Annotated in this window: 11 protein-coding genes; 3 read left to right on the top strand and 8 right to left on the bottom strand. The window is 71.1% G+C overall.

The window, feature by feature from the left end:
• Nucleotides 1-3: 3 nt before the first annotated feature.
• Entirely contained in the window at nt 4-192 is a 189-nt protein-coding gene (locus GA0070607_RS22290) for a DUF397 domain-containing protein (RefSeq protein ID WP_089019930.1), read from the bottom strand.
• Nucleotides 183-980, bottom strand: coding sequence for a helix-turn-helix domain-containing protein (locus GA0070607_RS22285; protein WP_408630845.1), 798 nt, complete (start codon nt 978-980; stop codon nt 183-185). The genes GA0070607_RS22290 and GA0070607_RS22285 overlap by 10 nt, the downstream gene beginning before the upstream one ends.
• 196 nt (nt 981-1176) lie before the next feature.
• Here GA0070607_RS22285 and GA0070607_RS22280 point away from each other — a divergent pair, with 196 nt between their 5' ends.
• Nucleotides 1177-1530 (top strand): hypothetical protein, encoded by a 354-nt coding sequence (locus GA0070607_RS22280; RefSeq protein ID WP_231930143.1) that lies wholly within the window; start codon nt 1177-1179, stop codon nt 1528-1530.
• Nucleotides 1531-1548: 18 nt separating this feature from the next.
• Here the strand turns inward: GA0070607_RS22280 and GA0070607_RS22275 are convergent, their stop codons facing one another.
• Both GA0070607_RS22275 and GA0070607_RS22270 read right to left on the bottom strand, forming a co-directional pair.
• Nucleotides 1549-3753, bottom strand: a complete 2205-nt coding sequence (locus tag GA0070607_RS22275; RefSeq protein WP_231930141.1) for a transglycosylase domain-containing protein — start codon at nt 3751-3753, stop codon at nt 1549-1551.
• 203 nt (nt 3754-3956) lie between these two features.
• Nucleotides 3957-5804, bottom strand: coding sequence for a serine hydrolase domain-containing protein (locus tag GA0070607_RS22270; protein WP_089019928.1), 1848 nt, complete (start codon nt 5802-5804; stop codon nt 3957-3959).
• 73 nt (nt 5805-5877) lie between these two features.
• On the opposite strand from GA0070607_RS22270, the gene GA0070607_RS22265 reads away from it, so the two are divergent.
• On the top strand, nt 5878-7551 hold the full coding sequence (locus tag GA0070607_RS22265; protein WP_157743195.1) for a sensor histidine kinase: 1674 nt from the start codon (nt 5878-5880) through the stop codon (nt 7549-7551).
• On the opposite strand, the gene GA0070607_RS22260 is transcribed toward GA0070607_RS22265, so the two are convergent.
• From GA0070607_RS22260 to GA0070607_RS22245, 4 genes are all read right to left on the bottom strand, one after another.
• A complete protein-coding gene (locus GA0070607_RS22260) occupies nt 7492-8091 on the bottom strand; it encodes a response regulator transcription factor (protein WP_456299231.1) in 600 nt (199 codons plus the stop codon). The genes GA0070607_RS22265 and GA0070607_RS22260 overlap by 60 nt on opposite strands.
• Nucleotides 8092-8258: 167 nt before the next feature.
• The gene (locus tag GA0070607_RS22255) at nt 8259-9026 is read right to left on the bottom strand and encodes a hypothetical protein (RefSeq protein WP_089019925.1); all 768 of its coding nucleotides are present in this window, start codon (nt 9024-9026) and stop codon (nt 8259-8261) included.
• A 151-nt stretch (nt 9027-9177) separates the two neighbouring features.
• Nucleotides 9178-10284, bottom strand: coding sequence for an SPFH domain-containing protein (locus tag GA0070607_RS22250; protein WP_089022021.1), 1107 nt, complete (start codon nt 10282-10284; stop codon nt 9178-9180).
• Nucleotides 10285-10289: 5 nt separating this feature from the next.
• Nucleotides 10290-10763, bottom strand: coding sequence for an NfeD family protein (locus tag GA0070607_RS22245; RefSeq protein WP_089019924.1), 474 nt, complete (start codon nt 10761-10763; stop codon nt 10290-10292).
• 130 nt (nt 10764-10893) lie between these two features.
• Between GA0070607_RS22245 and GA0070607_RS22240 the strand changes: the two genes are divergently transcribed.
• Nucleotides 10894-12195 (top strand): serine hydrolase domain-containing protein, encoded by a 1302-nt coding sequence (locus GA0070607_RS22240; RefSeq protein WP_089019923.1) that lies wholly within the window; start codon nt 10894-10896, stop codon nt 12193-12195.
• Nucleotides 12196-12217 lie beyond the last annotated feature (22 nt).

The following is a 12217-nucleotide window of genomic DNA, read 5'->3' as shown; positions in this document are numbered from 1 at the left end:
GGGTCAGCGTTGGCGGGCGAAGCCGACGAAGGCCCGCCAGGCGGCCGGCGCGAAGGCGAGGGTGCCGCCGGAACGGTCCTTCGTGTCCCGGACCAGCACCACACCCGGCAGGTTGTCCGCCACCTCCACACAGGAGCCGCCGTTGCCGCCGGACCGGCTCGACTTGCGCCACTGGGCACCCGTCAGGTCCATGTCTTCGCCACTTCCTTGATCAAGTCGAGTGACTGTCGCCGGGAGAGGGCCTCGTTCCGCACGATCTCCCAGGTGCCCGACAGCCTAGCAACGTCTGCGGCCTGCTCCACGATCTGCGCGGTGAGCTGGTTGTCGGCGTGCGCGACCCGATCGCCGTCCGGCAGTTCGGCGATGATGAACTGGCCGGCCATCCCCAGATACATGCCCGTCTCGGCTGGCACGACCTGCAACTGCACGTGGTCCAGTTCCGCCAGCGCCACCAGCCTGGCAAGCTGGGCGGCCATCAACCCAGGTCGGTCGACCGGCCGACGGATCACCGCCTCGTCGACCACGGCCACGAGTTGCGGCGGCTTCTCCCGCGTCAGGATCACCTGGCGGTCGAGGCGCGAGGCGACGGCCCGGTCGATCTCCTCAACGGTGAACCGCCCACCGGCCAATGTGGCTCTCGCATAGTCCTCCGTCTGGAGGAGCCCCGGAACGTACAGCGGCTCGTACCAGCGGAGCAGGACGGCTTCGCGTTCGAACTCGATCCATTCGCGTAGCCAGACCGGCGCGGCGTCGTCCTTGACCAGATCGGCCCAGAGCCGCACGAAGAGCCCGCCGGTGTCCAGTGCCCGGTCGACGGCGGCGAGATAGTCCTCGCGGGGCGGGCGGGTGCCCAGCTCGACCGCGCTGACCTGCTTCCCGGAGAAGTGCGCCCGCTCGCCCAGCTCGTCCTGGGTCAGCCCGGCCAGGGTGCGCTGCCTGCGCAGCTCGCGGACCAGGAACTCCGACGCGGACACGCTCACCGGCTCTCCACCTCCTCTACGGCGGGCCGGGCCGGTTCCCAAGCGCTCTCGGGTGCCGGTCCGGTGCTCCCCGCCCACCTGCGGAAGCTTCCGAGCGTAGTGGCCTGGTCAGCAGACTGTGAAGCACGCGGCGCCGGGTCGGCGGCCATTCCCCCGGTACGCCCCGGCGCCGCTCCCCCGCAGACGAGGAGACATCGTGGACGCAGCAGAACCCAACGACGGCGGTGGCGGGCGCGACGCGGCTGGCCGCGTACCCCCGGATCGGTGCCGGCCGGCGGCGGTCGGTGAGCTACCGGCGTGGCTGGAACCGCACCGGCCGTTGAAGCCGCTCTGGGTGTGCGCCGGGTGCGGCGACCCGTGGCCGTGCGCGGTGGCCCGGCTGCTGCTGCGGGCCCGCCACGAAACGGACCGGGTACGGCTCTACGTCCTGCTCACGGGCGTCTTCGCCCAGGCCGCCCGTGACCTGTACACGCTCAACCCCTACGACACGCCGCGCCCGCACGCGCTGTTCGCCCGCTTCGTCGACTGGTCCGACCCGCGCTTTCGCTGACCGCAGCGGCGGCTGCGGTCAGCCGCGGCGGTCGAGCCAGCGTTGCAGGAGCGAGCGGGGGTCGTCGTCGTTCTCCCGGGTCGATCGGCGGTCCGGGACGGGGGCGCGCTCGACCGGGCGGCGGGGTTCGCCGGCCAGCTCGCGGCTCGGTGCGACGAACGCCTTCTCCGGCTGACCCTTGACGGCCGTGGCGATGACCCGGGCAACCGCGTCGATCACCTTGGCCTGCACCGCGGAACCCACCGAGTCGGTGGTGTCGTCCGGGTTGGCGGCGATGCCGGCGACCGCGACCTGCGGGGTGAAGCCGACGAACGTCTCGGTGGCGTTCTCCTCCGAGCTGCCGGTCTTGCCGGCCGCCGGGCGGCCGTCGAGGATGTCGTTCACGCCGGTGGCCGTACCGCCGTTGCACTGCCCGTACGGTGACTGCTGCCCGACCGGGCAGCGGGCGGCGTCGGTCGCGGCGCGGGCCACGTCGGCGTCGAGCACGCGCTTGCAGGACGGCTGCCCGACAGGCACCTTGTCGCCGTTCGCGGCGGTCACCGAGATCACCGGCACGGGCGTGCAGTAGGTGCCCTCGGCGGCCACGGTGGCGTACGCGTTGGCCAGGTCCAAGGGGGTGGTGGCAGCCACGCCGAGCGTAAAGGAACCCCAGTTGGCGGCATCGTTCCTGGCGAAGTCGGCGTCCGGGCCGGCGCGGAAGGTGATGCCGAGGCGCTGCGCCATCTCCACCACCTTGTCCTGGCCGACCTGCTCGGCCAGCCAGACGAAGTAGGTGTTCACCGAGCGGCCGAAGCCGTCCCACATCATCCGGTACCCGTCCATCCAGTCCGGGTTGGCGTTGGCCGGGCACCAGCGGCCGTCACAGCTCCCGGGCCCTTCGGCGGGGTACCGGGTGGGCAGTTTGGCGGGCGCGTCGAAGCCGGTCGAGAGGGTACGACCCGACTCCAGCGCCGCGAGCATGGTGAACAGCTTGAACGTGGAGCCGGCCTGGTACCCGTTGACGCTGGCGCCGCCGGAGATCAGCGGGTTGACGGTGTTCGGGTAGTTGGCCTGCCCATTCGGGTTGTCGGCGAGGCTGTAGTGCCGGTTGACCGCCATCGCCAGCACCTGACCGGTGCCCGGCTGCACGGCGGCGATCGGCAGGGCGCGCTTGTTGTCGTACCCGTAGACCTTGGTGGCCTGCTGCTGCGCGGTGGCCTGCACCTTCGGGTCCAGCGAGGTGACCACGGTGTAGCCACCCGCGCGCAGGGCCTGCTCGCGCTCCGGCACTGTGGCCCCGAACGCCGGCTGGGTCACCCACCACCGGCGCAGGTAGTCGCAGAAGTAGCCCCAGTCGTCGTGGCCCTGGGCCACCGCGGTGCAACCGTTGGGCTGCTGGGTCGGGTGCAGGGTCAGCGGCTCGGCCTTGGCCTGCGCGGCCTGGCCGGCGGTGATCGCCCCGGTGGCGGCCATCGAGTCCAGCACGTACGACCGGCGGGCCAGCGCCGCGTCCTTGTCCCCGTCGATCGGGCTGTACGCGTCCGGGGACTGCACCAGGCCGGCGAGCAGGGCCGACTCGGCGAGGGTCAACTTCGCCGGCGGCTTGCCGAAGTACTTCTGGCTGGCCGCCGCGATCCCGTACGCGCCGGAGCCGAAGTAGGCGATGTTCAGGTACCGGTTGAGGATCTCGTCCTTGCCGAGGCTCTGCTCCAGCGCGCCCGCGTACCGGATCTCCTGGAGCTTGCGCCCGATGGTGGGATCGGTGGCGGCGGCGCGCTCCTCGGCGGTGCGGGTGGGGTCGGTCTTGAGCACGTTACGGACGTACTGCATGGTCAGCGTCGAGCCACCCTGCTCGGTGCCGCCGCCCTTGACATTGGCCACCAGCGCGCGGGCGAGGCCGCGCAGGTCGGCGCCGCCGTGCTCGTAGAAGCGCCGGTCCTCGGCCGCCACGATCGCCTGCCGCATCACGGGTGCGATCTCCGACAGCGGCACATCTGTGCGGTTCACGTCGTAGAACGTCGTGATCAGCGTCTTGCCGTCGTTGGCGTAGAGGTACGAGCGCTGCGGCGTGGCCGGGGTGCGCAGCGAGGCGGGCAACGCGGCGTACGACCCGATCGCGGAGCGGGTGGCGAACCCGAGCAGCAGGTTGCCCGGCAACGCGGCGACTGCCAGGGCGAGCCCGGCCAGCAAGCCGGCGAGCAGCACGGTGAACAGCCGCGACAGCGGCGAGCGAGAGGCGGCCATGGTCCCCAGGATTGCCACGAAAGCCGCCAACCGACCACCCCCAACCCCGGATTGTCAGCAACTTCACGGCCCCCCACCAGCCAACACCCACCCAATCACGCCCGCCCACCCCGGCCGCGCCGGATCCGATGACGATGACGCGGGAAAGGGGCGTATGTCCCGAATCCGCCGGAGCGGATCCGGGACGGTCGCGTCGGCGGTGACTAGAAGAGCAGGAGGCGGTAGCCGAAGGCTACGGTGAAAAACCCCGCTGCCGTCACGGTGAGCAGCGTGTAGGAGATCCGCCCGGCACGACCCCACCAGTGGAGCCGCCAGGCCAGGACAGTGGCCGGGACCATGGGAATGGCGAACAACAGGGAGAGCGTGGCCAGGATCGGAAGGACGGTGAGGCTCGGTGAGCCGAGCGCTACCGCCGCCATGAGGACATTCGGGTCGGCCATCACCAGGGCGAACCCCACGAGGAACCCGGTGCTCAGGGCGGCGCTGACCCAGGCGGTGTGAGCGGCCAGGCGAGCCGGGCGCGACGACCGGACCTGGCGGCGCCGGCGGACGAGGGCGGCGATGGGCAGACCAAGGGCGGCGAGGATGAGGGCAAGCGCCCCGAGGGCGAACAGGGGCACATTCACAGTCGGGGTGTCGTACCAGGGCAGCTTCTCATAGACCTCGGAGGGGAGCGCGGAGCTGACCAGGAGGCCGTCCTCGGGGAAGGAGATGCGGGCCTGACCGTCGCGTTCCTGGAACAGGCCAGGTTCGATCTGGAACCAGTGCTGGGTGGACCGGTCGGGATCCGGGGACAACCCGGTGGTGGTCAGCGTCCCGTCCGGGCTGGCCGTGACGGTCGGTACGGAGAACAGGGCCGATGCCTTCATCAGACTGGTCTGGCTGGCGCGGGCCGAGCGGTAGGAGCCAGCGTAACGGGAGACGTCGCTGGTGAGCGGCGTGGGCGAGGGCGTCGAGGCGGCCGGGAGGCGCTCGCTGATGATCGCATTGACGATCTTCTGGATGTCCCAGGTGGCGGCCCCGGCGACACCGTCTCCGTTGACGGCGACGTAGATGCCGGACTTCTGGCCCGGCAGGAGCGCCATGGCGGAGTGATAGCCGGGAACGTCGCCGTCCTTGTAGAGGACCCGCTGTCCGTTGCGCGGGCGCTCTTCGAGGACGTACCCCATGCCGGGCATACGGTCATCGGCCGTGAAGTGACGCTGCTGCATCTGCGCCGCGATCGGGTCGCCATTCGTCTGGTCGATCAGGTACCGGCCCATGTCGCGCGTCGTGACCGCAGGACCCGTGCCGGATGGCGTCCAGGGCGCGTACTGGCCTCTCTGTTCGGCGTAACCGTCGCCGTCCGGTCGGTACCCGTGGGCAAGTCGCTCCGCCACGGGTGCGGGATGTGGCAGCGCGGCGGTGGAACCGGTCATTCCGTGGGCGGCGAACACGTGGTCGGCGACGTAGCTGGCGTACGGCTGACCAGATGCGATCTCGACGATACGGCCGGCGAGGGCCAGGGCGTAGTTGTCGTACGCGATCCGGGTTCCGGGCGGACGTACCCGGCGCGGCTGGCGGTCCTTGACGCTCTCGGCCAGTGACGGGAGGCCGGACGGATCCTCCTCGGCCAGGCCGACGATGTCGTCGTCGAAACCGGCGGTGTGGGTGAGCAGATTTTCCACTGTCACCGGGTGCCCCGGATAGGTGTCCTTGATCTGGAAGTCGGTGAGGTAGCGGTTGACGTCGGTGTCCAGGTCGAGGCGGCCCTCGCCAACCAGGCGCAGTACGGCCTCGGCGGTGAAAACCTTGGCCAGCGAACCGGTCAGGAACGGCGTCGTGGCGTCCACGGGATAGCCGGTGGTGACGTCGGCGACTCCGTAGCCCTGGCTGAAGACTGTCTGCCCGTTCTGCACGATGACGACGGCCGCGCCGGGGATCCGGTCTGCGGCGAGCATCGCCGGCACGATCCGGTCGAGGGTCGCGCCAATGTCCTCGGCGTCGGCGGCGTGCGCGGGGCTCGAATGTAGGGTGACCAGGGCAAGGGCGGAGATCAGCGCTATTTTCACGTGCTCAGCGTGCCGAACGGGACCCCTCCCGTATCAGTGCCAGGCACCTCGATCCGCCATGGAAAATGCATGGTTGGGACATCTGGTGCACAATGCGTTGATCGTTGCGGTGGTCCTCGCCGGAGTCGCCTTCGATCCGCTCCATCCGGTGCCGAGCCTGCCCTTCGCGCTCGTGCTGGGCCTGCAACTGCTGCACTGCCTGACTCCGTGGCGCAACCGCTGGACGCTCGCGGCGCAGGTCGTCCTCCTGCCCTGGGCCGGGCCGGGAGCTGCGGGGATGGTGGCGGCGTCCACGCTCTTGATGACGCGTGGTGTGGTCAGATGGATACTCTTCGTGACGGTGACTGTGATGGCGGCGGTGATCTCGCCCGCCACTCCCTTCGAGATCGCGCTCGCGATGTTCAACGCCGCCGCCCAGGGCCTGATTCTGTTCGGGGTGACCCGACTGGGAGACACCCGCGCCGCGGTCAGCGCCACCCGCGCCGAACTCGCAGCGCGATCGGTCGAAGCCGAACGAACGCGCGCCGCCGGTCAGCTGGAAACCGCGGTCGGGACTGCCCTGTCGTCGATCATCACCCTGGCGGTACGTGCCGACACCGCGCGGATCGCGGAGGTTTCCCGGTCCGCGGCGGCCAGTGCCCGTGCGGTCCCGCTGAACTCGGCGCGACCGCTGCCCGAGCCGGACCTGCCGCCCCGGCTCGCCGTGCCGATTCTCGTCGCCGTACACGCGGGGTTCTTCGTGACCGGACTGATCTACGTGGAGGGACGCCCAGCGCCGTCCATCCTCTTCGCGGGCATCCTGGGGCTGCACCTGCTCCATGCGTTGCCCCGCCAGTCCGAACCGACGCCGCGGCGCCGTCCCTGGATCGCCCTCGCGCTTCTGCCCGCCTCCGCCGCCGCCCTGCTCTACCCCGGGCAGGGCTATCCGCAGGCCGCCGGGTTCGCCGCGGCCGCGTTCCTGATCGCCGGCCGGGCATGGTGGCCGGTGGTCGCGATGGTCGTCCTGGCCACGCCGGCGGTGCTCGCCGTCCGCGGTTATTCCGCGAGCGAGAATGCCTACTGGACGTTCAACACGATCGCCGTCGCCGCCATGTTCGCCGGCCTGGCCGTGCAGACCGCGCTGGTCCTCGAGGCCCGCGAGGCCCGCCAGGCGTTGGCCGCGATCGCCGTGGCCGACGAACGCCGCCGCATCTCCCGCGACGTCCACGACCTGTTGGGATACGGGCTCTCCGCCATCACTGTCAAGGCCGAACTGGCCGACCGGCTCACACCGGAAGCGGCCCGCGAGCAGCTCGGCGAGATTGCCGGGGTCGCCCGCCAGTCCCTGGCCGCGCTGCGCGCCATCCCGGACGACCCGGACATACGGCTGTCCCTCACCGCCGAGCTGGACTCGGCGCGGTCCCTGCTCGAGTCGGCCGGAATCCGAACGGACCTACGCCGCACGTCGGAACGCGACGACGCCCTGCTGGCGATCGTCCTGCGCGAAGGCGTGACCAACGTACTTCGGCACAGCGCCGCCACGTACTGTCTGATCGAGATCACGCCGGACGGCCTCGTCATCGTCAACGACGGAGCCCTCGCTGCCCGCGGCAGCGGAAGCGGAACGGCGAACCTGATCGCTCGAGTGACCGCCGCCGGCGGCACGCTCAGCATCGGCGGTGAGCCCGGGGTCTACCGGTTGGCCGTCCTATATCCAGCCCTTTTCGACCGCGATCCGGACCGCGTCGAGCCGGTTACGCGCGGCTAACTTCGTGACGATCGCGCCCAGGTAGTTGCGTACCGTCCCCTTGCTGAGAAAGAACTCCGCCGCGATCTCGGCCAGGTCCGCCCCCTCACCCGCCCGGCGCAGCACCTCCGCCTCGCGCGGGCTCAGCGGATTGGGTCGACCGGCGATCGCGGCGGCAGCCAGGTCAGGGTCCACCACCGTCTCGCCCGCCGCCACCCGGCGGATGGCCTCAGCCAACCGCACCGGCGGCGCGTCCTTCACCATGAACCCCCGCGCACCGATCGCCAACGCCCGCCGGAGGAGATCCGGATTCCCCGCGGAGGTCAGCATCAGAAGCCCGCACTCCGGTGCCCGCTCCCGCAACTCGCGGGCCGCGTCCAGGCCGTCCAGTCGACCCGGCATCTGAATGTCCAGGACCACCACCTCGGGCCGCACCTCGATGGCCAGTGCCACCGCCGCCTCGCCCGTCGCGACCTCCCCGGCCACGTGCATATCCGCTTCCAACGCGATCAGCGCGGCCAACGCACCCCGAATGAGATGCATGTCCTCAGCCAACAGCACCCTGATCACAGTCACCTCCGCGCAAGGCCGTTCGCGGTAGGCGAACCCGGCGGTCCAGGCAGATCACGCCCTTCGCCGCCAGGATCGTACGAACGTGCCGCGCGGGCGGCTGTGACCAGGTCCGATCGAAGTGACCCGCGCGACCTCGGTGGCGGCCGGGTGGTGGCTTAGGGGGTTGGGGTACTGAGGCTGGCGCTGGCTGCGTCGCGGGCGGTTTCGCGGGGCATCAGGCGACCGGAGCGGTAGCCGATGCCGATGCCGGCGATCAACACGAAGATCGCGCCGAACGTCTGCAACGAGCCGACCAGGGCACCTCCCAGTCCGAGAAGTGGCGCGGCGATGATCAGCATGATCCCGTCGCCGAGACTGAAGGTGCCCGAGCGGGCCACCGCCCACCCGGTGAGGACCCAACCCACGCTGTAGAAGGTGGCGCCGAGCAGGACCAGCGACCGCGCGGTGGTGCTGAAGACCGGCGTCTGTTCGGCGAGCCCGGCGAAGGGCAGCATCAGCACGGTGCCGGCGATGCTGACCAGCAGCCCGGCGGTGGCCACCAGGCGGCTGCGGGTCGCGGCCAGCAGCCCGGTGAGGGCCAGCAGCGCGAGCAGGCCGAGCCAGACCGCGGCCACCCAGCCGATGAGGTACGCCGCCTGGCCGTCGGCCGGATACGGGTCGTTGCCCACCCCTCCGTCGCTGGCCATCGCCACCGCGCCGTAGAGGATGGCGTACGCGGGCAGCAGCCACACCGCCGCCCGCGCGAACCGGCGCACCGACCAGGCCCAACTGGCGTTCGTTGCCGGCCCGGCCGGGGTCGGCTCGCCGACGAACGGCAGTACGCCGAACCCGCCGCCGCTGCGCCGGGAGCCCAGCGGGCCGGCCGGGTCGTGCGCGCCGGGCACCGGGGCCGAGGACCACATCCGATTCGCCGGATCCTTCATGCGTCACCTCGCTCGTCCACGAGCGGTGCGGGACGCGCCGGGGCGCCCCGATTGCCTGGTCACCACCCGTCCTAGGACCGATCGTGGCAGGCGTCGGAGCGCCCCATGAGCCTTTCTCGCATTTATCCGGCCGGACGGCCGGCGTACTGGATCACTCGCGCTCGCGCTGGTCGGTCGGGTCGCTGACCAGGCTGGCCGGCGAGACCGGCTCCGGCGCCGGCAGCCCCTGCGGTCCCTTGGTACCGGTGGCCTGCGCCTCGGCGACGCGTACCTCGTCGTGGATCTGCTGGGCGGCGTCCGCCGCGGCCTGCGCGGCCTCCGCGGCCTCGCGCTCGACCTGGCTCGCCTGGTCGGCGGCCTCCGGCGCGGGCAGGTCCCCCACCATCTGGCTCAGCCCGCCGAGCGCGCCACCCATCCCCTCCAGTGCCTTGGTCAGCTCGGCCGGGATGATCCAGACCTTGTTGGCGCTGCCCTGGGCGATCTGCGGCAGGGCCTGCAGGTACTGGTAGGCGAGCACCTTCTGGCTCGGGTTCGCCTGGTGGATCGCGTCGAAGACGGTCCGAATCGCCTTCGCCTGACCCTCGGCCTGCAGGATCCGGGCCTGCCGGTCACCGTCGGCGCGCAGCACCGCCGACTGCTTGTCACCCTCGGCGGTGAGGATCACCGACTGCTTGTGGCCCTCGGCGGTGAGGATCGCCGCGCGACGGTCCCGCTCGGCGCGCATCTGCTTCTCCATCGAGTCGCGGATGCTGGCCGGCGGCTCGATCGCCTTGATCTCCACCCGGGTCACCTTGATGCCCCAGCGGCCGGTGGTCTCGTCCAGCACGCCGGAGAGGTGCCGGTTGATCTCGTCCCGGCTGGTCAGCGCCCGCTCCAGGTCAAGCGAGCCGATCACGTTACGCAGCGTGGTGACGGTGAGCTGCTCGATGGCCTGCAGGAAGCTGGAGATCTCGTACGTCGCCCGGACCGAGTCGACCACCTTGAAGTAGAGGACCGTGTCGATCGAGACCACCAGGTTGTCCGAGGTGATCACCGGCTGCGGCGGGAAGCTGACCACCTGCTCCCGCATGTCGACCTTGGTGCGCACCGCATCGACGAACGGCACCAACAGGTTGAGGCCAGGGCTGAGCGTGCGCTTGTACTTGCCGAGCCGTTCCACCACGTCCTGGCGCTGCTGCGGCACGATCCGCACCGCCTTCGCCAGGGTCACCACCGCGATCAACGCCACTGCGATCAGCAGTACGCCTATGGCCGTCATCCCGTTCACCCTCTCGCTTCCGGCAGCTCGCCGGCGGAAGAAACGTCGTCCTGCCAGACCAGGGCGGTCGCGCCCCGGACCTTTATCACTCGCACCCGTTCACCGGGCGCGTACGTCTGCGTCGTGTCGTACGACCGGGCGCTCCACATCTCCCCGTCAATCTTGACGAGGCCACGCTCGGCGTCCACCCGCTCCAGCACCAACGCCATGGAGCCCTCGATGGCCTCCACGCCGAACGGCTGCTCGCCGCTGTCCAGTGCCGACCGCTGGTGCCGCCGGATGACCGGCCGGACCACCACCAGACTCAGCGCCGACACCACCGCGAACACCAACGCCTGCACCGCCACCGGCGCGCCCAGAGCGGCAGCGCCCGCGGCGGCGAACGCGCCGACCCCGAACATGATCAGAAAAAGCGTCGTCGTGAAGACCTCGGCGACAACCAGCAGCACACCCAAAACGATCCACACCACGGCGTCCACACCCCAATCGTGACACGCGAATGCACGAGCAGCCGACCCGTGATGATCAGTAGGCTCGGCGCAACCGCCTGGCCCCACCGAAACACCCCACACCGGTGGCCCGCCCGAGCCGACGAGCGAGGAGATCCCGTTGACCCTGCTGCCGGAAACCGCCCGACAGATCGACGCCCAGGTGGCCCAGGCACAGGCCGACGGCCGCGCCCCGTCGCTGGTGCTGGGCGTGGTCCGCGACGGCACGCTGGCGCACGTCGCCGCCGCCGGCGAGCACCCCCGCCCGGACGTCGACCTGCAGTACCGGCTCGGCTCGATCAGCAAGACGATGACCGCCACCCTGATCATGCAGTTGCGCGACGCCGGCCGACTGGCCCTCGATGACCGGCTGGAGCAGCACCTGCCGGGCACCGGCGTGGGCAGGCTCACCCTGCGCCAACTGCTCGGGCACGCCAGCGGCATCCAGCGTGAACCCGAGGGTGACTGGTGGGAGCGGGCGGCGGGCGTCGACCTGAGCACTCTGCTCGCCGACGTCGACGCCGACAAGATCGCCTACCCGCCGCACGCCACGTACCACTACTCCAACCTGGCGTACGGGCTGCTCGGCGGGGTGCTCGAACGACACACCGGCAAGCCGTGGGCCGACCTGCTCGACGAACGGATCCTCACCCCGCTGGGCCTGCACCGCACCACCTACGCGGCCACTGAACCGTTCGCCCGCGGCTACGTCGTCCACCCGTGGCACGACACGCTGCGCGAGGAGCCCCGCACCGACACCGGGGCGATGGCCCCGGCCGGGCAGCTCTGGTCGACGATCGAGGACCTGGGCCGGTGGGCGGCGTTCCTGGCCGACCCGGACCCGTCGGTGCTGGCCGCCGAGACGCTGACCGAGATGTGCGCGCCCGTGGTGATCAGCGACCTCGACTCCTGGACCGGCGGGCACGGCCTGGGGCTGGAGCTCTACCGGGACGGCGAACGCGTGTACGTCGGGCACGGCGGCTCGATGCCCGGGTACGTGGCCGCCCTCGCGGTGCACCGGCCCACCCGTACCGCCGTGGTCGGCTTCGCCAACGCGTACGGCTTCCCGATCACCGGGCTCGGCCGCCGGCTGCTGACCACCGTGCTGGACGCCGAGCCGGCGTTCCCGCAGCCGTGGCGGCCGGCCACCGACGCGCCTTTGGCCGAGCTGGCCGAGCTGACCGGCCGCTGGTGGTGGATGGGCACCTCGCTGGACCTGAACTGGGACGCGGGTGACCTGGTGGCCCACGTACGCGGTGAGCGGGTGAGCCGGTTCGTCGCCGAGGGGACGGACCGCTGGCGGGGACGCTCCGGCCCGGAGACCGGCGAGATCCTGTCGGTGCTACGCGACGACAGCGGACGGGCGGTGGCGGTCGACATCGCCACGTTCGTCTTCACGCGCAGCCCCGACGAGGTCCCCTGACCCGCCGCCCGGTGGATCAGGG

It is taken from the genome of Micromonospora coriariae (assembly GCF_900091455.1).
GTDB classification, from domain to species: Bacteria; Actinomycetota; Actinomycetes; order Mycobacteriales; family Micromonosporaceae; genus Micromonospora; species Micromonospora coriariae.
The sequence above is the reverse complement of the archived record's forward strand: the minus strand, read 5'-3'. Positions and strand labels throughout refer to the sequence as shown.